The 20,860-nt window shown below is 35.4% G+C and carries 30 protein-coding genes and 1 tRNA gene; 16 read left to right on the plus strand and 15 right to left on the minus strand.

The annotated features are described in order from the left end of the window. Positions 1 to 120 precede the first annotated feature (120 nt). Together F598_RS0109115 and F598_RS0109120 are read left to right on the plus strand one after the other, a co-directional pair. On the plus strand, positions 121 to 393 hold the full coding sequence (locus F598_RS0109115; RefSeq protein ID WP_003438613.1) for an HU family DNA-binding protein: 273 nt from the start codon (positions 121 to 123) through the stop codon (positions 391 to 393). Positions 394 to 498: 105 nt separating this feature from the next. Next, on the plus strand, positions 499 to 1,062 hold the full coding sequence (locus tag F598_RS0109120) for a YqgE/AlgH family protein (protein ID WP_019038742.1): 564 nt from the start codon (positions 499 to 501) through the stop codon (positions 1,060 to 1,062). On the opposite strand, the gene F598_RS0109125 is transcribed toward F598_RS0109120, so the two are convergent. Further along, positions 1,059 to 1,913, minus strand: a complete 855-nt coding sequence (locus F598_RS0109125; RefSeq protein ID WP_019038743.1) for an aminotransferase class IV — start codon at positions 1,911 to 1,913, stop codon at positions 1,059 to 1,061. The two genes, F598_RS0109120 and F598_RS0109125, sit on opposite strands and share 4 nt — an antisense overlap. Positions 1,914 to 1,927: 14 nt before the next feature. Beyond that, complete coding sequence (locus tag F598_RS0109130; protein ID WP_019038744.1) at positions 1,928 to 2,320, minus strand: START-like domain-containing protein; 393 nt, start codon at positions 2,318 to 2,320, stop codon at positions 1,928 to 1,930. A 127-nt stretch (positions 2,321 to 2,447) separates the two neighbouring features. Between F598_RS0109130 and F598_RS0109135 the strand changes: the two genes are divergently transcribed. Further along, a tRNA-Met gene (locus F598_RS0109135) sits at positions 2,448 to 2,521 on the plus strand. 78 nt (positions 2,522 to 2,599) lie between these two features. On the opposite strand, the gene F598_RS0109140 is transcribed toward F598_RS0109135, so the two are convergent. The 4 genes from F598_RS0109140 to F598_RS15630 are packed head-to-tail and all read right to left on the minus strand — an operon-like array spanning position 2,600 to position 4,440. Next, complete coding sequence (locus F598_RS0109140) at positions 2,600 to 2,896, minus strand: chaperone modulator CbpM (protein WP_019038745.1); 297 nt, start codon at positions 2,894 to 2,896, stop codon at positions 2,600 to 2,602. Further along, entirely contained in the window at positions 2,886 to 3,782 is an 897-nt protein-coding gene (locus F598_RS0109145) for a DnaJ C-terminal domain-containing protein (protein WP_019038746.1), read from the minus strand. Before F598_RS0109145 ends, F598_RS0109140 begins: the two co-directional genes overlap by 11 nt. Positions 3,783 to 3,831: 49 nt before the next feature. Then, on the minus strand, positions 3,832 to 4,260 hold the full coding sequence (locus F598_RS14785) for a WG repeat-containing protein (RefSeq protein WP_083925450.1): 429 nt from the start codon (positions 4,258 to 4,260) through the stop codon (positions 3,832 to 3,834). A gap of 6 nt (positions 4,261 to 4,266) precedes the next feature. Continuing rightward, positions 4,267 to 4,440: a WG repeat-containing protein gene (locus tag F598_RS15630; RefSeq protein WP_083925451.1), complete on the minus strand. Its 174-nt coding sequence runs from the start codon at positions 4,438 to 4,440 to the stop codon at positions 4,267 to 4,269. A gap of 261 nt (positions 4,441 to 4,701) precedes the next feature. On the opposite strand from F598_RS15630, the gene F598_RS0109155 reads away from it, so the two are divergent. From F598_RS0109155 to F598_RS0109175, 5 genes are all read left to right on the plus strand, one after another. After that, positions 4,702 to 5,250 carry a type 1 glutamine amidotransferase domain-containing protein gene (locus tag F598_RS0109155; protein ID WP_019038749.1) on the plus strand — a complete coding sequence of 183 codons (549 nt, stop codon included), beginning with the start codon at positions 4,702 to 4,704 and terminating at the stop codon, positions 5,248 to 5,250. Between the two features lie 250 nt (positions 5,251 to 5,500). Next, a complete protein-coding gene (gene hpf, locus F598_RS0109160; protein WP_019038750.1) occupies positions 5,501 to 5,803 on the plus strand; it encodes a ribosome hibernation-promoting factor, HPF/YfiA family in 303 nt (100 codons plus the stop codon). A gap of 109 nt (positions 5,804 to 5,912) precedes the next feature. Continuing rightward, the gene (locus tag F598_RS0109165; RefSeq protein ID WP_019038751.1) at positions 5,913 to 6,752 is read left to right on the plus strand and encodes a universal stress protein; all 840 of its coding nucleotides are present in this window, start codon (positions 5,913 to 5,915) and stop codon (positions 6,750 to 6,752) included. Between the two features lie 87 nt (positions 6,753 to 6,839). Next, complete coding sequence (locus F598_RS0109170) at positions 6,840 to 7,676, plus strand: ATP cone domain-containing protein (RefSeq protein WP_019038752.1); 837 nt, start codon at positions 6,840 to 6,842, stop codon at positions 7,674 to 7,676. Positions 7,677 to 7,688: 12 nt separating this feature from the next. Continuing rightward, positions 7,689 to 9,062, plus strand: coding sequence for an MBL fold metallo-hydrolase RNA specificity domain-containing protein (locus F598_RS0109175; protein ID WP_019038753.1), 1,374 nt, complete (start codon positions 7,689 to 7,691; stop codon positions 9,060 to 9,062). Between the two features lie 48 nt (positions 9,063 to 9,110). On the opposite strand, the gene F598_RS0109180 is transcribed toward F598_RS0109175, so the two are convergent. The 7 genes from F598_RS0109180 to rpsF all read right to left on the minus strand — a co-directional run bounded on the left by F598_RS0109180 (position 9,111) and on the right by rpsF (position 13,418). Continuing rightward, complete coding sequence (locus F598_RS0109180) at positions 9,111 to 9,947, minus strand: universal stress protein (protein ID WP_019038754.1); 837 nt, start codon at positions 9,945 to 9,947, stop codon at positions 9,111 to 9,113. 98 nt (positions 9,948 to 10,045) lie between these two features. Further along, positions 10,046 to 10,243, minus strand: a complete 198-nt coding sequence (locus F598_RS0109185; protein ID WP_019038755.1) for a hypothetical protein — start codon at positions 10,241 to 10,243, stop codon at positions 10,046 to 10,048. A gap of 69 nt (positions 10,244 to 10,312) precedes the next feature. Beyond that, the gene (hisS, locus tag F598_RS0109190) at positions 10,313 to 11,689 is read right to left on the minus strand and encodes a histidine--tRNA ligase (RefSeq protein ID WP_019038756.1); all 1,377 of its coding nucleotides are present in this window, start codon (positions 11,687 to 11,689) and stop codon (positions 10,313 to 10,315) included. Between the two features lie 37 nt (positions 11,690 to 11,726). Further along, positions 11,727 to 12,200, minus strand: a complete 474-nt coding sequence (locus F598_RS0109195; protein WP_019038757.1) for a DUF6495 family protein — start codon at positions 12,198 to 12,200, stop codon at positions 11,727 to 11,729. Positions 12,201 to 12,319: 119 nt separating this feature from the next. Then, complete coding sequence (gene rplI, locus F598_RS0109200) at positions 12,320 to 12,769, minus strand: 50S ribosomal protein L9 (RefSeq protein ID WP_019038758.1); 450 nt, start codon at positions 12,767 to 12,769, stop codon at positions 12,320 to 12,322. An 11-nt stretch (positions 12,770 to 12,780) separates the two neighbouring features. Continuing rightward, complete coding sequence (gene rpsR, locus F598_RS0109205; protein ID WP_019038759.1) at positions 12,781 to 13,077, minus strand: 30S ribosomal protein S18; 297 nt, start codon at positions 13,075 to 13,077, stop codon at positions 12,781 to 12,783. Positions 13,078 to 13,079: 2 nt separating this feature from the next. Next, positions 13,080 to 13,418 carry a 30S ribosomal protein S6 gene (gene rpsF, locus F598_RS0109210; RefSeq protein WP_019038760.1) on the minus strand — a complete coding sequence of 113 codons (339 nt, stop codon included), beginning with the start codon at positions 13,416 to 13,418 and terminating at the stop codon, positions 13,080 to 13,082. Between the two features lie 139 nt (positions 13,419 to 13,557). Here rpsF and deoC point away from each other — a divergent pair, with 139 nt between their 5' ends. From deoC to F598_RS0109230, 3 genes are read left to right on the plus strand one after another with little or no spacing between them, the layout of a single operon-like run. After that, positions 13,558 to 14,214 (plus strand): deoxyribose-phosphate aldolase, encoded by a 657-nt coding sequence (gene deoC, locus F598_RS0109220; protein WP_019038762.1) that lies wholly within the window; start codon positions 13,558 to 13,560, stop codon positions 14,212 to 14,214. Between the two features lie 10 nt (positions 14,215 to 14,224). After that, the gene (deoD, locus tag F598_RS0109225) at positions 14,225 to 14,926 is read left to right on the plus strand and encodes a purine-nucleoside phosphorylase (protein WP_019038763.1); all 702 of its coding nucleotides are present in this window, start codon (positions 14,225 to 14,227) and stop codon (positions 14,924 to 14,926) included. Next, the gene (locus F598_RS0109230) at positions 14,916 to 15,761 is read left to right on the plus strand and encodes a DUF1853 family protein (RefSeq protein WP_019038764.1); all 846 of its coding nucleotides are present in this window, start codon (positions 14,916 to 14,918) and stop codon (positions 15,759 to 15,761) included. Before deoD ends, F598_RS0109230 begins: the two co-directional genes overlap by 11 nt. A 131-nt stretch (positions 15,762 to 15,892) precedes the next feature. Here F598_RS0109230 and F598_RS0109235 read toward each other — a convergent pair whose 3' ends face one another. After that, entirely contained in the window at positions 15,893 to 16,450 is a 558-nt protein-coding gene (locus F598_RS0109235; protein ID WP_019038765.1) for a pseudouridine synthase, read from the minus strand. Positions 16,451 to 16,499: 49 nt separating this feature from the next. Between F598_RS0109235 and F598_RS0109240 the strand changes: the two genes are divergently transcribed. The 5 genes from F598_RS0109240 to F598_RS0109260 all read left to right on the plus strand — a co-directional run bounded on the left by F598_RS0109240 (position 16,500) and on the right by F598_RS0109260 (position 20,569). Further along, complete coding sequence (locus tag F598_RS0109240) at positions 16,500 to 17,135, plus strand: Crp/Fnr family transcriptional regulator (RefSeq protein ID WP_019038766.1); 636 nt, start codon at positions 16,500 to 16,502, stop codon at positions 17,133 to 17,135. A 126-nt stretch (positions 17,136 to 17,261) separates the two neighbouring features. Next, the gene (locus F598_RS0109245; protein WP_019038767.1) at positions 17,262 to 17,531 is read left to right on the plus strand and encodes a heavy-metal-associated domain-containing protein; all 270 of its coding nucleotides are present in this window, start codon (positions 17,262 to 17,264) and stop codon (positions 17,529 to 17,531) included. Between the two features lie 17 nt (positions 17,532 to 17,548). Then, the gene (locus F598_RS0109250) at positions 17,549 to 18,892 is read left to right on the plus strand and encodes a rhodanese-like domain-containing protein (RefSeq protein WP_019038768.1); all 1,344 of its coding nucleotides are present in this window, start codon (positions 17,549 to 17,551) and stop codon (positions 18,890 to 18,892) included. Between the two features lie 68 nt (positions 18,893 to 18,960). Next, positions 18,961 to 20,013: a thioredoxin-like domain-containing protein gene (locus F598_RS0109255; RefSeq protein ID WP_033408489.1), complete on the plus strand. Its 1,053-nt coding sequence runs from the start codon at positions 18,961 to 18,963 to the stop codon at positions 20,011 to 20,013. A gap of 34 nt (positions 20,014 to 20,047) precedes the next feature. After that, positions 20,048 to 20,569 (plus strand): porin family protein, encoded by a 522-nt coding sequence (locus F598_RS0109260; protein ID WP_026302627.1) that lies wholly within the window; start codon positions 20,048 to 20,050, stop codon positions 20,567 to 20,569. Here F598_RS0109260 and F598_RS0109265 read toward each other — a convergent pair. Further along, positions 20,535 to 20,843 (minus strand): carboxypeptidase-like regulatory domain-containing protein, encoded by a 309-nt coding sequence (locus F598_RS0109265; protein ID WP_019038772.1) that lies wholly within the window; start codon positions 20,841 to 20,843, stop codon positions 20,535 to 20,537. The genes F598_RS0109260 and F598_RS0109265 overlap by 35 nt on opposite strands. Positions 20,844 to 20,860: the final 17 nt, after the last annotated feature.

Consider the following 20,860-nt stretch of genomic DNA (forward strand, 5'->3'; position numbering starts at 1 on the left):
CGCTGTTTTTTGCCCATTCTGCAAGGATTTTATGGGTAATTTCTTGCACAGTAATAATTTACATATAAATTTGTAATGTGTTAATAAAATGTTTAATCAACAAACTTTAAAATTTACATTATGAACAAAACGAATTTAATTGATGCCATGGCAGAAGATGCTGGTGTTACTAAAGCTGAAGCTAAAAAAGCATTAGAGTCTTTTCTAGAAAACGTAGAAGGTGCTCTTAAAAAAGGTGACCGTGTTTCTCTAGTTGGATTTGGATCTTGGTCTGTGTCTAAAAGAGCTGCTCGTGAAGGTAGAAACCCACAAACTGGGAAGACTATCAAAATCGCTGCAAAAAATGTAGTTAAATTCAAAGCTGGTTCTGATCTTCAAAAAGCAGTCAACTAGTCTGAAATTTTACATTTCAAAACATAAAAGACCTTTACAAAAAGGTCTTTTTTTATTATAATTTTTTATACATTTAATTAAATTGTTAAATCTAAACCATTATCAATGGAAAAACTTCAACTAAACCGAGGTGACTTATTGGTTTCTGAGCCCTCCACGATTGGTGATTTGACGTTTAATCGCTCTGTAATTCTTCTTGCCCACTCAGATCATGATGGAGCTGTTGGATTTATCATCAACAAACCACTGGATTTTAACCTGGAAGAATTGATTCCCGAAATTGAAGAAAATTTCAAGATTTTCAATGGTGGCCCCGTTGAGCAAGAGAATTTATATTTTATACATGATGTCCCGCATTTGATTACAGATAGCGTTAAGATTAAAGATGGAATTTACTGGGGAGGCTCTTTCGATCGCATTGTTGATCTAATCAATAGTAAAAAAATTACCTCGGCAAACATTAAATTTTTCCTGGGCTATTCGGGTTGGGATGCAATGCAATTAGAGTCAGAGATCGATTTAAATACCTGGATAATCGATTCTACAACTGCTTCAGATGAAATTTTAAACTCTCTGAAAGATGGTCAATACTGGCAAGAAAAAATGAAAGATTTGGGAGGTGAATATCTTTTATGGTCTACAGCGCCAGAAAATCCAAACCATAATTAAACTTCAACCAGTCTTGCTTTAGCATTTAATTTACCAATAAGATTCTTGGCTACAGCATTGGTATAAGTTTTCTTTCTGTATTTTGTAATAGACTGAATCCCTTGGATTGCGTTGGTATAAAAAATTTCATCTGCTTTTTGCAATTCAAATGGAGAGATAGATTCTTCTTTTAAAATAAAATCTTCAGATTTTTCCATTATTTCTATAAGTTGCTTTCTTATCACACCATTTAGACAGCCATCAGATAATGGAGCCGTTTTTATTTCGTTACCTTTAACAATAAATACATTTCCATTGGTAACTTCTAAAACGGATTTCTTTTCGTTAATTAAAAAGCAGTTATCAAAACCGTTTTCTTTAGCGTAAACTCCAGCAAGGATATTGACTAATTTGTTGTTGGATTTAATGGAAGATAACATTCCAGATAAAATGTAATGATCTTTAAATAACTCTACCTCATAAGGTGAGTCGTTATGTGTAAAAAAAGCAGAATCCAAAGGGGAGGTAGATATGATATAACCAACAGAGTTATCTTCTGGGGTATAATATCCTCCACTTTTTCTGTGAATATTGATTTTTACTCTTACTGCGTCTTTTTCTAACTGATTGACTTGTATGAGTTCAATTATTTTTTCTTCTAAAAATTCTGGAGAAAAATTCATGGGAATATCCATCCTTAAAATTCTCATAGATGACATCAACCTAAAGTAATGGGTTTCCCAAAACATAATTTTAGAGTTGATTACTCTCAGAGTTTCAAATAAACCATCACCATAATTGTAACCACGGTTATCTAATTGCAAGGATGCATTTTCTTCTGCTTGTAATTCTCCGTTAATAAAAACGTTCATAGTCAATTAAATAATTATGAGGATCCTAAAATTTGTTTGAGGTCAGACACCATATTTTCCCAAAGCATTTTTCCTTCTTCTACTTCATCTTCTTCAGCAAAATCTGTAATCATTAAAGAAACGTCTTTAGTTATTTCATCCACTTGGATTTTCATTTCAAAAAAATAACTCAGTCCATCTTCGTCATCAGCGACCCATCTTAGCTTGATACGATCATCTGCCTTTTTCGAAAGCAATTTAGCCTGCTCTTCACTGCCTTCCCAAATGAATGTAAAAAGTTCACCTCTGGAGTTAACATTGTCTGCGAACCATTCGCTTAATCCAGATGGTGTAGATATATATTGATATAATAATGATGGAGAAACTTGAATAGGAAACTCCATTTCGTATTTGACTTTATCACTCATTGTCATGAATTTTAGATTGAAAGCAATATATGGATAAATGAGTGAAGTATAAAAACTTTAGTTGAAATAATTCTATAAACAAATTTGCGTAAGCAAAAGATAATATTATCTTTGCAAACCGAAAAATGGCGTGGTAGCTCAGTTGGTTAGAGCGTCGGATTCATAACCCGGAGGTCACGAGTTCAACTCTCGTCCACGCTACAACATCAACGATTTCCTTTCAACGGATTGTGCCTCACAATCCGTTTTTTTATGTTCACATTTTAATAAGTGGTCTGTCTAAAAAGATTCGTAAGTTCTTAGTTTGTTTTTCAATACCTGATTTTCCTTTTGGAGTTCTTCCACTTTTTTTAATAAATGATAGATTGCATCTATACCTTCAAGATTAATATTGAGATCATAATGCAGGCGAATCATTTTCTCTACAATGTGAAGATGCTGTGTATAAATGTATTCGTCCTCATCTTCAATCACAATTTCGATTAAATCAAAATCTTTAAGTGCACTAATGAATCGCAGTGGGACTTCATTGTGATTACAAAATTGTTTAATTGATATGAGCTGATTAGATTCCATGTGACCTGAGTTTTGATAATTCCTTGACTAATTCCTTTTCTTTTGCTGAGAGGTTTGTAGGTATTTTTACATTGAAATTAACAAAGAGATCTCCAAATTGCCCCTCTTTTTTGTACTTGGGAAAGCCTTTGCCTTTCAATTTAATTTTGGTTCCGTTTTGAGTTTCTGGCTTTACGCTGATCTTAACCTTACCATCAAAAGTGTCTACCATCAATTCACCACCAAGCAAAGCTTTATAAAGATCTATATCTTTGGTGACATAAAGGTTGTGCCCGTCTCGCTTAAACTCCGTACTATTTGTGATCGAAAATTCAATATATAAATCGCCATTAGGCCCTCCATTTGCTCCGCCTCCTCCATGCCCTTTGATTTTAATAATTTGCCCATTTTCCACACCTGCTGGAATGGTAATCCGAATTTTTTTATTATTTACTGTAAGAGTTCGCTTGTGAGTTGAATACACCTCTCTCAGGTCTAATTGTAATTGAGCATTAAAATCTTGACCTCTAAATTTGACCTGGCTGCGAGAACCTCTGGAGGATTTACCACCAAACATCTCACTAAAAAAATCTGAAAACTCGTCATCAGAATAATTTCCATAAGAAGAGCTATATGCCTTTTGTTGAGATTGCTGTTGTTTTGCTTTCTCATAATCTTCTGCATGCTGCCAATGCTCCCCGTATTTATCGTACTTTTTTCTATTTTCAGGGTTGGCCAAGACTTCGTGGGCTTCATTAACTTTTTTAAATTTCTGTTCTGCCTTCTTATCATTAGGATTGAGATCTGGATGGTATTTCCGCGCCAGTTTTCTATAAGCTTTTTTAATGTCACTTTCTGATGCATTTTTAGAAAGCCCAAGGATATTGTAATAATCTATGAATGCCATAATCAATCAAAAGTTATAAAATGAGACAATCAAAAAATAAAATTTATATCTAATCTTCAATTTTTCTTATTAGCCAGCGCTTCGACTTATTCATTTTAGCAAATAAAGATGGAGATAATGGCTTAAAAGTAATTGGAGGAGGATTTCTTAAATAGTCTTTATCCAGCACAATATTTTTGGCCTCTTTGCTGAGGAATGCTATAATTTCACCTTCAGGATTGATAAGCACCTCATTATATTCATAAAAGACAACATTTTTACCAAGCGCGTCATTTTGTCCAGCAATGATTTTATCTAGTTTTAAAACTATTGCTCTACCATTTATAAAATTGGTTGCATTTAAATACTGAGGTTCAATAACTGTCGACCCAGTTTCGTTTATAAATCCAAAATAAGTAATACCGTTTTTTTGACGAGTGATTAAAGAGCGGTGATCTTTAGAAATAGGATAATTTCTATTGTCAGAACTCAATGCCAAGTCACTTCAGAAATTGATGACGAGTTCTCCATTGGTGTTTATAAATCCCCATTGATTGTTTTTTTGTACCGCTGCCAAACCTTCATTAAAAGGAGCTATGTTGTCCAAATTCTCTAAAGTCTGAGCACTTGCAAATACGGAGAGCATTACAAATATTATGCTAAATTTAATAGATCTCATAATTATAGATTTTTAAGGTTTACTCTAAAATTAAGACCAAAACGAGAATAGCAAAATGATATAAATCATACTTACGATAAAAACCTAACTTCTATTAAGAAAGTTATCAGGTTAAAAAATATTTTCTGTAATTGATTTTCTGAATGACGATTAGAATCGTTTTTAATAGTATTTAACGCAAATACTGTAAAGCTTAGGCTTATATTAAAATAGAAACAGAGCTAAATAAGTTAATTTGTACCTAATTAAAAAAAACATATAATGGAAAAAAGAATTGCAATATTAGCGACAAATGGATTTGAAGAAAGTGAATTGAATTCGCCACTAGAAGCATTGAAAAATGAAGGGTTTGAAGTAGATGTCGTAAGTTTAAGTAAGGAAAATATTAGAAGCTGGACTGATGGAAACTGGGGTGAAAGTTTTAAGGTAGACAAAACTTTAGATCAAATTTCAGCCAAAGATTATAATGCATTAGTTTTACCTGGAGGGGTAATTAATCCAGATTTATTACGAGTAGAAGAAAGGGCTTTGATTTTTATTAGAGATTTCTTCAAACAAAGTAAGCCTGTAGCTGCCATTTGTCATGCAGCTTGGTCGCTTATTAGTGCAGAAGTTGTTGATGGTAGAACTATGACATCTTATCCATCAATTAGAAAAGACTTAGAAAATGCAGGAGCCCTTTGGATTGATAAAGAAGTCGTAGTAGATGAGGCTTTGGTCACTAGTAGAAATCCTGGAGACTTAAAGGCTTTCAACGCAAAATTGATTGAAGAAATTAAGGAAGGTAAACACGAGTATCAAACTGCATAATTAATTTTATTCACGTTAAAAATCCGTTTCGAAATAGTTAACCACTATTCTGAAACGGATTTTTTTTGTTTAGGGTTGCCTACTTCTATTTAATTTTTAGTGTCATACAATTTAATGCTCATTTATCATCATTCATTATTACTTCTTGTCTTAACCTGCGAATAAAAAATTATTTGAAAGCTGATTTTTATCATTTGATAAGCCTCTTATATGCTTTAATTTTAGGTGAATGAATTAAAAACTCAATACTATGGAACTAGGTATTCAATTTGTCAACATGGACACCAGCGAGAGTTTTGAAGCTTACGCCACAAAAAAGTTAAATCGATTATATAAAAAATACGAAAGCATAATTCGTGCAGAAGTTTATATCAAAAAAGAAAACGACCCTAAAGGTCTCGGATGCATTTGCGATATAGAGTTGAGTCTATCTGGACCTAGAATATTTGCTTCTTCAAACGAAAAAAATTATGAGTTAGCATTAAAAAATACAATAAGCGACCTGGAGGACCAATTAGAAAAGCGTAAGGGAAAACTTAAGCCTTATCACTAACTATGATATGTTCTGTTTCGTTTTTTCGAATGTTTTTTTTAATACAGGAATCTAAAGTCCATGATACTATAAATAGACGTGAATTTTTCACTTTTAAAACCTCAATACTATGAAACAGATCCTTTTACCAACCGACTTTTCAGATAACTCATGGAATTCTATCGCTTACGCTATTCATCTATTTAAAGATGAGGATTGTACGTTTCATATTTTTAATACTTATACACCCACTATATACAAGATAGATTATAATCTTGAGTATCCTTCAGATTACGGATACTATGATGCTGCAGAAGAGGAATCCAAAAATGAGTTAGAAACTCTTGAAGCAAAGATTTCTGAAAAGAAATTAAAGTTCAGTCCACACACATTTAAGACCTATGCAAGATTTGAATCGGTAACCACTCTCATCAAGGAGTTTATAAAATCTTCTAAAATAGACTTAATCGTAATGGGTACGCAAGGAGCCACTGGAGCTAAAGAGGTTCTTTTTGGGTCGACCACAGTAAGAGTAATCAAATCCGCTTCTTGTCCCGTCATGGCAATTCCAGCTCGGTTTTCTTATGAAAATCCTCATGAAATTTTGTTTCCAACAGATCTTGCTATCCGTTTTAATGCTTCTCAGCTATCCTTATTGAAAGAGATTGTTGAACAACATCATGCCAGGCTTAATGCTATGCACGTCTCTGATGCACATACGCTAAGTGAAAGGCAAAAGTCTAACTTACAAGAGCTTGAAGATATTTTTAAGGGCAACGCCTTTTTATTTCATGAAGTGAAATCGATGAAAATAACTGAAGCTATCGATGAATTTCAAATCAAAAACAAGATCAATCTGCTTGTCATGCTCAATAATAAACATTCCTTTTTTGAAAATGTGTTCTTTAAAAATACTATTCATCAGATTGGCTTTCATATTAAAATTCCTTTCTTGGTGATGCCATCCTAGCAAAGCAACTTCATTTTACAAGTGAAAAATACATCTGGAGCAACAAAATTTAAGTTCGTAATATTTTTAACTGATTTAAGCTGAAGTATGGAGCCACATATAGACATTATCAAATCATCCGGCGAGAAAGTGAAGTTTTCTTTAACTAAGCTGAGAAACTCACTTAAAAGTACCGGCGCAGATGACAAAACCATCAAACAGATACTGGATAAAGTAAGAGATGAACTTTATCAGGGAATTTCAACTAAAGAAATTTACAATCGTGCTTTTGCTATGCTTAAAGAAAAAAAACACGTTTTTGCGTCTAAATACAAGCTCAATAAAGCGATTTACGAGTTAGGCCCCACCGGATTTCCTTTTGAACATTTTATCAGCGAAGTATTAAAGCATTCTGGCTATACAACTAAAGTCGGTTCGGTTTTGCAGGGAAAATGTGTCTCTCATGAAGTGGATGTCATTGCTCATAAAGCTTCTCAAACTTCTTTAATCGAGTGCAAGTTTCATGGTGAACAAGGTTTTAATTGTAATGTAAAAGTCCCGTTATATATCAATTCCAGGTACCAGGACATCAAGGAGAACTGGCATCAATTATCAAAAAATGGTAATTCTCTAGAACCCGGATGGTTGGTTACCAACACAAGATTTACCGAGGATGCATTAAACTATGGAAAATGCTGTGGCCTATACTTGGTCAGTTGGGATTATCCATCAAAAAACGGTTTAAAAGATAGAATAGACCGATTAGGCCTCTACCCCATTACAGTTTCTACCCTGCTTACTCAACGTGAAAAGCAATTTCTCATCAGCAGATCTGTTATCTTGTGTAAAATGCTAATTAATGACAAGTTTTATTTAGATCACCTCGGAATTTCAGACTCCAGAAAGACAAGGATTTTAAACGAAATAGAAAACTTATACCACTAAGCTTTTTAATCCATGGAAAATAAAGCTAACATCAGATTTTTAGGAGCCGCAAGAGAAGTGACGGGATCTAAATTTTTAATAGAAACTCCAGAACGACAGTTGCTCATCGATTGTGGTTTATTCCAGGGATTAAAAGAATTAAGGCTTCTCAATTGGCAAGACTTACCTATTGGAGTGTCAAAGATAGACGTGGTTTTACTCACACATGGACATTTGGATCATGTTGGTTATTTACCGCGTTTGGTCAAACAGGGGTTTAAGGGTAAGATCATAGGGACATCCCCAACGCTAGCTATTGCAGAAATCATATTAAAAGATAGTGCTAAAATTCATGAAGAAGACGCTAAAAAAGCCAATGAGGAAGAGTACACCAAACACAATCCTGCAAAGCCATTCTACAGCTTGTTAGAAGCTGAACTCACGATCAAACAGTTTGAAGCTGCAAATGAAAACCAATGGATTCATCTCTCAGATCACATTTCTTATCGATTTCAGTACAACGGCCATATTCTTGGAGCAACCTTTATAGAATTAGATATTTTTGAGAAGCGATTTGTCTTTTCAGGCGATATTGGGCGTCAGCATGATTATTTACTCGACCCGCCCAAACAACCTGAATGGGCGGATGTTTTAGTACTAGAGAGTACGTATGGCAATAAATTGCATCCTGAAGAATATCTGGAAGAGACCCTTACTCAAACTATTATGGAGACTTTCAATAAAAAAGGAACTCTTGTTATACCGAGTTTTGCTGTGGAGCGGCTACAAACGTTGATGTATATACTTTGGAAATTATATCAAAAAAATAAAATCCCAAACATTCCAATGGTTATAGATAGTCCAATGGGTAATAATGTTCTCAATCTATTTAAGCAGTTTCCTGATTGGCATAAGTTATCCACAAAAGATTTCAAAGCTATGTGTCATCAATTCAGGATTATTCAATCCTACAAAGAAACCTGGGAGGTTATTGATGATAATCGACCTAAAATTATAATTGCAGGAAGTGGAATGGTGACGGGAGGAAGAGTTTTGACTTATTTACAACAGCTTATAGATAACCCAGCAACTACCATTTTACTGGTAGGCTATCAAGCCGAAGGTACACGTGGAAGACAGCTTTTGGAAGGAGTTCATGAAATCCGCTTTTATGGTAAATATTATCCTGTAAAAGCACAGGTCAAAAACATAGAAAGTCTTTCTGCACACGCTGACCAGGCAGAAATTATTGAATGGTTAGGAAAAATAAAAAACATTCCAGAACAGGTGTATTTAGTCCATGGAGAGGCCTCTAGTCTGGATGCTTTAAGGCTAAAAATTAAGCAAACTTTTGGCTGGACTACCTGTATTCCAAAACTCAACGACTCGTTTGAGGTTGTGCCATAATTGACATTTTGAATAAAAATAGGTGTATTTTAAATTTAATGAATTGATCTAGTTTGGAAACACCATTAGAGGAACTCTAAGGTCATTGGTGATTTTATTTGTTGATGAGCCCATAAAAAAACGCTTAAAAAATCCTTCAGATTTGACTAATAAGAGTATTAAATCTATATCGTGCGTCTGTATAAAACAATCCACGACGTATTCTAAAGGAATATTGTGCACAGCATGATACTCAAAAGGGACTGGATCGAGAAATGAAGTTAAAACTTTTTCATCGGTTCTGGCTTCTAATGGAGCCTCCCCCTTTGGGCAAATCCTTAAGGCGTGAACCTTACCGCCTACTTGCTTTATAAACTTCACAATATCCCTAAAAGAGTTATCGCTCATTTTGTCATAATCATGCAAAGGTAAGACTGTATTTTGAATAGGATTGAACTTAAACTCTGAAGGAATGGCCAAGATAGGATGTGTAATATTTCTTATCATTTTTACCGTATTGCTCCCAAACACGACTTCTTTGGCATTGGTGACTCCATTGGTCCCCATGACAGATAATTGGATATCCTTTGACTCTATGACGCTTTTTACCGCATCGGTCAAGCTATCGTAAGCAACAAGAGGGTGAAAGGATACGGATTTTATATTGTAATCTAGCTTTAACTTAGAAATTAGCTCATCGAGTTGTTGTTTAACTTCTTTCAATAAGGAATCATAAAAACTTTCATTTCCAGATGCTATGACTTCAACCGTAGAGTAAGTGGAATCTGGTTCTTTACAATGAAGTATATAAAAGCTTAGAGAATCTCCTTCAAACAGTTGCAAAGCATAATGAATCGCATTTAGGGAGTTTTCAGAAAAATCAGTAAGGGCTAAGATGTTTTTCATAAGTTTTAATTTACCCTCTAAGATAAAAACAATACCAATAAAAAAAACTGACTCTCGTCAGCTTTCTTTAATCTTGGAATTAGAAAAAACCTTTAAGATTAAAGGCTTTTCCTGTTGTTTTTCTTTCTCTGTGCTTTTTGTCTTTTTTCTTCAGCTATCTGTTTATTTCTTTTGGCTTTAGCTAACATTTCACGATTAAAATGAACTCCGTCACCGTGCATATCGGCTAAATGAACTTGCTCTTCCGTTTTAGCTGCATCTTCAAAAGGTCTAAATTTATGGTTTTTACTGCTCATGTTTTTTATTTAAATATAAAACGAATTTCACATCTACACTATCTAATGAAGCGTTAAATACTTAAAATTTTAGGTAGTCTTCAGTTTTTTAGTTAATTCCTCAAGCTGATATGATTCCTGCTCCCCCGTCTTCATGTTTTTTAGATTGTATACTCCGTTCTGCATCTCTGTGCCTCCTGCTAGTATTACAAAAGGAATGTTCCTTCTGTCGGCATAGGTCATTTGCTTTTTCATCTTAGCCGCATCAGGATATAATTCCGTAGGTATAGAATGAGTTCGTAGTTGAGTTATAGCCTTTAAAGCATATAGAGCTTCATCATTTCCGAAGTTAATAAACAAAGCTTTCGTCGTTTCCTTAATTTCCTCAGGAAATAAATCCAGCTCTTCAAGGACCAGGTATATTCTGTCCAATCCGAATGATATACCAACTCCACTCATATTCTTTAATCCAAAAATACCAGTAAGATCATCATATCGTCCACCACCACCTATCGAACCCATTTTCACACCTTCTGGTGCAGAGATTTCAAAAATAGCACCTGTGTAGTAATTTAAACCACGAGCCAGAGTGACATCAAGATCTAAACTTGCAGTACTTAGCGGAATTTCGTTTAAGGCCGTTTGTATAACTTCAAGTTCTTCTATGCCTTTTAATCCAATTTCAGAATGAGCCAGTAAAGATTTTAAAAGACTTTTTTTGGTTCCGAAATCTCCACTAAAATTGAAGATAGGTTTGATATTTTCAATCGCTGTTGCAGATATACCTTTCTCCAACATCTCCTTAACGACCCCTTCCTCACCGATTTTATCCAACTTATCCAGAGCTACCGTAAAATCGATCAATCTATCGCTTTCTCCAATCACTTCAGCCAGACCAGATAAAATTTTACGATTATTCATCTTAATAGTTACACCTTCCAACTTTAAACTGCTAAAAACCGCATCATATAATTGGATAAACTCTACTTCCTGCCATAAACTGTGACTCCCAATCACATCGGCATCGCATTGCGTAAATTCTCTGAATCGCCCTCTTTGCGGCCGGTCTGCCCGATAAACATTTTGAATTTGTGAGCGCTTAAACGGAAAGTCGATTTCATTTTGATGCTGAACTACATACCTGGCAAAAGGAACGGTTAGGTCGTACTTTAAGGCTTTTTCTGATATTGAAGAAGAAAGGCTGACGCTATCTTTATTTTCGTAAGCTTTAGAATCTGCTTTTTTAAGATAGTCGCCAGAATTCAAAATCTTAAAAATCAAACGATCGCCTTCGTCGCCGTACTTACCCATCAAGGTGTCAGAGTTTTCGAATGTTGGTGTTTCTATAGGTTGAAACCCAAAAGTCTTGAAGTGTTCTTGTATGGTGGATATAATATATTGACGCTTACTGACTTCTAAGGGAGAAAAGTCGCGGGTTCCTTTTGGAATTGAAGCTCTACTTGCCATGCTTGGGTTTAAAAATTATATAAACGCTAAAATAAATTTACTTTTCTACCATCTCATTAAAATACTTATAAAGTTTACCTTTAGTGATGTGAGCACCTTGTTTAATCAAGGCAAAAATATCTTTATTTCTATCATCGCTGATGGGTTTTGAGGAGGTATAAATTTGTACATCATCGTTCAATAGATTATCTCTTAACCATTGGAAGCCTTGTTTGGTATTGATATCGACAGCTTCGTTTTCGATCTTTATTCCAATCAGATTAATGAACTGGTCGGTGAATTCAAATAAAAATAATTGCTGCGGAGAAAAATGTTCCAGGTAATTCACTTTATTCAGCACGCCTTCCCAAACCAGATCGCTAAACACATCCAATTCATCTTCGGCCACCTGTGGCTTATTGGTTTTGATGTCTTCCCATTCTTCTTTCGTGATCGATTGACTTGCCAAAAAATTAATGAATTCTTTGTGCATTTCTTTAAGCTGTTCCTGAGTAAGTCTTTCGTATTTCATAAGTGTAAAAATAAAAAACAATATGCTTTATTGGTTTCTAATTTCGATTAGTGTGAATTAACATCATAAAAAAAAGCTGATCAATAAGATCAGCTTTAAAATTTGATATTAATCATAATTTAATTTTCAGCGATGACTTCAAAAGTGAAGTCTAGTATCACTTCTCTGTGGAATCTAAGTTTAGCCTCATACTGTCCTAAACGTTTGATGTTTCCACCTAAAATTGTAATGTATTTTTTGTCAATATCAACATCATGTTTGGCTAGCTCATCTCTCAGGTCTGCTGCAGTAATGCTTCCAAATAGCTTATCACCAGAACCAGTTTTTGAAGTTAATTTGATATCGAGTTCTTTTGCTTTTTCAGCCTGTACTTTGGCTTCATCAACAATTTTCTTCTCTTTATAAGCACGTTGCTTAAGGTTTTCTGCCAATACTTTTTTAGCTGAAGGTGTTGCAAGTACTGCAAGACCTTGCGGAATTAAAAAGTTACGACCATATCCATTTTTAACAGTGACAAGGTCATCGGCAAAACCAAGATTATCAACGTCTTTTTTAAGTATAATTTCCATTTTTTGCCTTTTTATTTTAATAAATCACCAACGTAAGGCATCAAAGCTAAATGGCGAGAACGCTTAATAGCTTGAGATACTTTTCTTTGGTTTTTTAATGATGTTCCTGTTAAACGTCTTGGTAAAATTTTGCCTTGCTCGTTTACGAATTCCATAAGAAAGTCAGCATTTTTGTAATCTATATACTTGATGCCAGCTCTTTTGAAACGGTCAAAACGTACTTTACTTTTAGTTTCAATGTCTAACGGGGTTAGATATCTAATCTCACCGTCGTTCTTACCTTTCGATTGTTCTTCAATTGTTGCCATACCTACGCGCCAGTTTTAATTCGTTTAACTCTTTCTTTGGCCCAGTCGATAGCATGCTTGTCTAGTTTAACGGTCAAATAACGCATCATTCTCTCGTCTCTTCTAAACATAACTTCCAAGGGCTCGATGGTTGCTCCATCTACTGTGTACTCAAATAAGTGGTAAAATCCACTTTTTTTGTGCTGGATTGGGTACGCTAACTTCTTTAGCCCCCAATCTTCTTTGTTCACCATCTTGGCACCTTTAGAAACAAGAAAATCTTCGTATTTCTTTACTGTTTCCTTTATCTGGTCTTCAGATAAAACGGGATTCAAGATGAAAACAGTTTCATAATGATTCATAAATACTTATTTTATTTTAATGCCTGCAAAAGTACAACTTATTCTTAATATATCAAACCCCTTGCTTTGATATCTTTTTAGCGGATTCTGCGATAAGAAAATCAAACCTTTTATCTTTACCAAAAATGAAAAAAGCTACATGAATCAGTATATAGATCATACTTTATTAGACCCTACCGCAACCCTAATACAAATTCATAAGCTTTGTGAAGAAGCTATAGCCTATAAATTTGCTTCGGTTTGTATTAATCCTAGCTACGTCTTAGATGCTTACAAGATTTTAGAATATTCTAACGTAAAAGTGTGTACGGTTATTGGCTTTCCTTTAGGAGCCACTTCAACTCAAGCTAAAGTTGATGAGACCAAACAAGCCCTTAAAGATGGTGCTACTGAATTTGATATGGTGATTCATCAGGGCAAGCTCAAAGCTCATGAGTACAAGTACGTTCAACATGATATTAGTGCGGTTAAAGAAGTCGTAGGGAATCAAATTTTGAAAGTAATTCTCGAAACCTGCAACCTTACTGATGATGAAATTGCAAAAGCCTGTCAACTTGCCGAGGCTGCTGGAGCAGATTTTGTAAAAACGTCTACAGGATTTGGTAGCCATGGAGCAACACCAGAAGCCATCAAAGTGATGAAAGCTAATATTTCCAATCGCATTCAAATAAAAGCCTCTGGGGGCATAAGAGATGCAAAAACTGCTAAACAATACATCGATCTTGGTGTGTCTAGGATAGGAGCTTCAGCCGGTATCGCTATAGTAGAAGGAACTTCGTCCGATTCAACTTATTAAAACAAACAACATGAGTGTACATATTAATGCCAAGAAAGGCGACATCGCCGAAACTATATTATTACCCGGAGACCCCTTAAGGGCTAAGTGGATTGCCGAAACGTTTTTAGAAAATGCTTTTTGTTATAACGAAGTGAGAGGAATGCTGGGATATACTGGAACCTTTCAGGGCAGAAAAATCTCAGTTCAAGGGACAGGTATGGGAATACCCTCCATCAGCATTTATGCTCATGAGCTGATCGCCGACTTCGGTGTCAAAAACTTAGTGAGAGTAGGCAGTGCTGGTGCTATAAGACCCGAAGTAGAAATGAGAGATGTCATCATTGCCATGTCTGCGTCGTCCAACTCTTCATTAAACCGAAATAGATTCAAGGGAGGTGATTTTGCACCTACAGCAAGTTTCGATCTTTTTGAAAAGGCGGTAAGCACCGCAAAACAACTGAAGATTCCATTTAAGGCTGGTAATGTATTGTCCTCGGATTTATTCTATACAGATGATCCTAAAGAACACCAAATTTGGGCGGCTTACAACGTGTTGTGTGTTGAAATGGAGGCCGCTGGATTATATTCTATTGCAGCCAAGCATGATGTTAAGGCTTTGGCTATACTCACCATATCTGATTCTTTGATTACCGGTGAACAAACGTCTGCCAAAGAACGTGAAACCAGTTTCAATCAAATGATTCAAATTGCACTGGAGCTTGGAGACTAAAGACTCAGATCTTCAGATATTAAAACAGTATCAAGGCTTTTTGAATACGGAGCTGATGATTGATCAGCTCCCGGATTCGAAAATCGAAAAATTTGAATTTGATGCCCTGGAAGAACCTAAGACGATTCAGGACTTTCCCTACGATCAGGCTAAAGTATTTAATTTCTTGGGAAAACGCGCTGAAGTATTTTTTAGCTATTATCTCAAACGCTCAAGCCGCTATAAAGAAATAGCCCATAGCCTTCAGGTTATCAACGATAAAACCACCATTGGAGAATTTGATTTTCTTTGTTTGGATGAGCATCACCAGGAACTCAATCATGTAGAATTGATCAACAAAATTTACCTGTATGATGACACTTTACATGACAATCCCGACTATTGCTGGATAGGGCCAAACCGGCGAGATCGATTTATAGACAAAGTGGAAAAATTAAAAGTTAAGCAGTTCCCCCTACTTTATCATCCTAAAGCAGAAGCTGTATTCAATCCACTGGATATTGACCCCTGGAAAGTCACCCAAAAGGTGTGCTTTAAAGCGATTTTGTTTCTTCCCGAAGCCTGTAGTACTCGTTTTTTTACAACCAATTTGGAAGCCGTAGCTGGTTACTTTTACACCTTGGAAGAATTTTTAAACAAAAACTGGAAACATCAGACGTTTTATATTCCAAAGAAGATAGATTGGTTTACAGATGAGACCAATCATACCCAGTGGAAATCTTATACAAAGATTTTAAATCAGCTGGAGCAATATATGGCACAACACCAATCAGTGATGCTTTTCCGAAGAAATAAAGAAGGAGAAGTCGCTAAGTTGTTTGTGGTATGGTGGTGATTTTTAAATCAATTTGATGAGTAAATGACCTTATTAAGACCTCACAGTCCCCAAAGCTTTGGGGACTGTGAGGTCTGTTTATAAATATATAAATTAATTTGTTGGTTTGACTAAGGGATATTTTTTAAAAGTTATATCACCCTTACTTCTTCTGCCTGCATATCTTCAATGGTCTCCTCTCCTATTCTATAACGAACCAGTCTTAGAGTAGGAAGTCCGACTTTGGCTGTCATTTTACGTACTTGTCTGTACTTCCCTTCCGTTATGGTGATGGATAGCCAGGAGGTTTTCCCGTGGTCGTCTTCATTTCTGATATCTTTAGCACGTTTAGGCAGTTGTTCTGGTGGATCTAAGAGACGAACGCTACAAGACTTGGTCTGATAGGGCTTGCCATAAATGCTAATTTCCAAACCTTTCGAAAGTTGGTTAACCTGGTCTTGTTTAGCCACCCCATCCACCTGAACCCAGTATTCTTTCTCAATCCCTGTGGAGGTAATCTTATGGCTGAATTTGCCATCGGTGGTCAGAAACAATAAGCCCTCAGAATCTTGATCTAACCGACCAACAGACATGGTGCCGTCTGGAAAATTACCAAGTTCCCCGAGTAAGCGTTTATTTCTTCGCCGTTTTTGATTGTACACAAATTGGCTTAGCATACCATAAGGTTTAAAAATTTTAAAATTCGGCATCTCAAAAAACTTAATCCATTTATATTTAGGCAAAAATACGACGAAGAATATGCGTGAAGAAATAAAAACAAATTACGGTCAATTATTTGAACAAGAACTTTTGAATGAAATCAATGATATTGGAGTTTTAAAAAACGTGAATGCAGGTGATGAATTGATCAGGACTGGTCAATATTTATCGGCTATGCCATTACTAATTGATGGAGTGATAAAAGTGATGCGTGAAGATGAAGACGGCTTTGAATTAATGCTTTATTTTTTGGAGAAGGGCGAAACTTGTGCAATGACACTTTCCTGCTGTACTGGCTCAGCGATAAGTGAAATTAGAGCTATAGCAGAAACTGATTCTACTTTGTTAATGATACCTATCGAGAAAATGGAAGAATGGTTGGGAAAATACAAGTCCTGGAGGAATTTTATTTTCAATAGCTACCATGAACGCTTGATGGAAGTATTAGCTACTATAGATAATATCGCTTTTAAAAAGATGGATGAACGGCTAATTGAATACTTAAAAAATAAATCTAAACATTATAAGGACTCAGAAATCAAAGTTACCCATCAAGATATTGCCTTTGATCTACATACCAGCAGAGTTGTTATATCGAGACTTCTCAAACAGCTTGAAAAAACCAACAGAATAAAGCTTAATCGAAATTCCATTAAATTGATAGAGATTGCCTAATGCGTAACTTATGTTACTGTGAGCATGACTTAATTTCCGTTATTTTGTACCATTAATAAACCAGTATTGTTTTTATGCTAAAGTAGCTTATAAAATATAATGAATACTGTTTGAAACGAAAAAAATATGGAAACCAAAGTTATAGTTCAGAATCTAAAATGTGGCGGATGTGCTCATACGATCTCTAAGCAAATCAATGCTATGGGTAAAGTTGAAAATGTAGTAGTTGAACCAGAAGACTCATCGGTCTCATTCACATATTATGATGAAGCTGAATTACTCCTTGTCAAAGACAAATTAAAACAACTCGGTTATCCAGTTGCAGGAGAAGCAAATTCTTATTTAAATAAAGCAAAATCTTTTGTAAGCTGTGCCACCGGTAAAATGAATTCTTAATTTAAATTAAAACGATTATGACAATTAAACAATATAACGATAAACCTTTATCTCATCTATCTTACGCCATTGTAAGCGATGGAAAAATGGCTGTAGTGGATCCAGCAAGAGATCCAAGACCCTATTACGAATATGCTGAAGAAAACAAAGCAAAGATAGTCGCTGTTTTTGAAACACACCCTCACGCTGATTTTGTGAGTAGTCACTTGCAAATCCATAAGGAGACTGGAGCTGAAATATACGTTAGTAAGTTGGTAGGTGCTGATTATCCTCACGCTGCTTTTGATGAAGGAGATGAATTGAAGATGGGAGACATAACTTTCAAATGTATACATACTCCAGGACACTCTCCAGACGGGATCACCATTCATGCTCTAGATGCTGCTACGACTAAAGAAGCCATATTTACTGGGGATACTTTATTTATAGGAGATGTAGGTCGTCCAGACTTAAGAGAAAAAGCAGGTAATATGACCGCTAAGCGAAAAAAATTGGCTCAAGCGATGTATAAAACCATGACCACAAAAATGAATCACCTATCCGATCATGTTTGGGTATATCCAGCCCACGGTGCAGGAAGTTTATGTGGTAAGAACATGAGTTCTGATACCACAAGTACACTTGGTAATGAGCGTATTGGTAACTGGGCTTTTCAAGAACAGACAGAAGAAGAGTTCCTCAGTGAAATTCTAGATGGACAACCCTTTATCCCTTCGTATTTTGGACATGATGTGGATATCAATAAAAAAGGGGCTGACAATTTTAAATCTTCTGTAGGTTCAATTCCAGTGCACCTTAATGTAGAATCCTTTGAGGCCGATGCGCCTATAATAGATACCAGACCACAAGCTGATTTTAAAGCCAATCATATTGCGGGAAGTATCAATATAATGGCAAGATCTGAAAATGATAAAATTGAAACTTGGGTAGGTGCCATAATTCAACCTAATGAAAAGTTCTATTTGGTTCTCGACTCCATTTCTGACTATGATGAAGTGGTCTCCAGAATTGCTAAAATTGGATACGAATCTCAAATTAAGGCAGTGCTAACTTTAGGCCAAACCCAATTTGAGTCTTCCGATGATCTTGATTACACAGATTTCAAACAAAACCCAGATCAATACACAATCATCGACATTAGAAATGTGAGCGAATTTGAAGACGCTAAGAAGTTTGATTCTGCACTTAACTATCCGCTCAACGAATTAAGAGAATCTGCAGAGCAGATTCCAATCGATAAGCCTATACTTGTACATTGCGCAGGTGGTTATCGAAGTGCTGCTGGTAGTAGTATCATTGAGCGTATTAAACCTGATGCGAAAGTCTATGATTTGAGTGACAGAATTAATGATTTTAATTAATACTCTTATTAACACAGTAAAAAGTCGATGTTCATGCATCGACTTTTTTTTGGCTTAAATTTGCGAGTATGAAACAACTACTGAGTATATTATTTATCGCAACAATTTTAAGTTCCTGCATGCAACCTCTGGAACAAACTTCATCTTCTCAAGTTTATTTGGTAAAAGGAACAATCAATGGAGAGTTTGATAACGAAATTTTGATAAGTTACAAGTCTAAAATCGACACTGCAGAAGTTACTAAAAATACATTTCAGTTTGAAGGTGAAGTGTCTTCTCCAACAGCGTTTCAGTTTGTCTTCGATTCTTTAAATTCTTCCGAAACCTTTTACCTAGAAAATGACACTTTGATTTTCGACATAATCGTAGATAAAGTTCAAGTTGATCAAGATACGCTTAAAACCTATGATATCAGTCAATTAAACTCTAGCAATACCTCATTGATAAAAGCTGAGTTCAAATCATTTTTAAAAAAGACTCCACGATCCAAACTCAACCGTACTCTGGTGTCCGACAAAATAGACAGCTTGATCAAGGCTCATCCAAACCATGATTATTTAGGTCAATTGCTTTTGGAGGTGACTATGAATCAAGACTTACTCTACAACGATGTGAGAAGTTTACTAAGCAAATTAGATAAAAATGAGCTTCGCTCTCAAGATGTAAAACTGCTAGAAACTTATCAACAGAAAAGAAAGAACTTTCAAATAGGTAGCAAAATTGACAATTATGAACTTTTAAATGTCACCTCAGATCTCGTCGACTTAAAATCAAAACTTAAGAAATACAATCTTCTTGTATTTTGGAATAGTTGGTGTCAAGATTGTAAGAAACAGCAAAAGCAAATTCAGAAGATCTATGAAAATTATAATTTCAGAGGGTTTGAGGTGATTAGTATTTCGTTGGACACCAACCAGAACGACTGGATCTCCTCGGTTGCAGAGCTTTCGATGCCGTGGACTTCGCTTAGAGCCGCCGATGGATTTACAAGTCCTATAGCTTCAGAAATGGGCATTGTTGATCTACCGCAATATTACCTGTTAGATTCAAAGGGTAGAATAATTGAAATCAACCTTAGTCTTAGCGAGTTAAATACAATTTTAGATGTGCTATTAAACTAAATATGAATACCAAGCGTTACAATAAAAAGAAATCATGAAACATCTCTTTAAACTATTCAGTCTTGTTGGTCTTTTTATAATCTCTCAACAATCAATGTCTCAAAGTCTAGACTTAGGAGTTAAAGCTGGTATTAATTATGCCTCCGTATCAGATATAAATTCTGATGGTAAAGTAGGATTTACAGGCGGAGCCTTCGCAGGAGTTAGATTTAATACTTTGGGTTTACAAGTAGAAGCCTTATTCTCTCAACAGGGTGGCGAATTGGATGAAATAGATATAGATACGAATTATCTACTGGTCCCAGTCATAGCTAAAATTCATTTTTTGAGGGTCCTAAACATTCAATTTGGACCACAATTTAGCTATCTGCTGAATGAAGATCACCCTTTTGAATCGGAACAATTAGATATATCTGGTGCAGCTGGACTAGGAGTCAATTTAGGCAGCAGTCTTCGAATAGATGCGCGTTACAACTTCGGTTTTACCGATGCGTTTAAGGGCGCTTCAGGAAAAAACAGGTTTATTTCTTTGGCTTTAGGTCTTTCTTTTCTGTAAGCTCTACTGAAATTTCAGTCTGATCTCCAACTTGAATTCGCATCATTTTGTATTGAGGATGCGTAAATATTAATTCATCTCCCCTTTCCTTAGTGTTGATTCTGTAGTAACCATCACCATCGGTTTTCGAGTTTAAGTCAGTTCCCATCACTTGGACCAAAACATTATCAATGGGTTTTCCTTCAGCATTAGTTACTTTTCCGTCCAAAAGATTGCTGTCTTGACCACAAGAAATAAAAAGGATGGAAACAATTAAAAAAACAATATTTTTCATAGTATTATTGCTATAAA

The sequence above is a fragment of the Psychroflexus tropicus DSM 15496 genome (assembly GCF_000378765.1).
Taxonomy (GTDB): domain Bacteria; phylum Bacteroidota; class Bacteroidia; order Flavobacteriales; family Flavobacteriaceae; genus Psychroflexus; species Psychroflexus tropicus.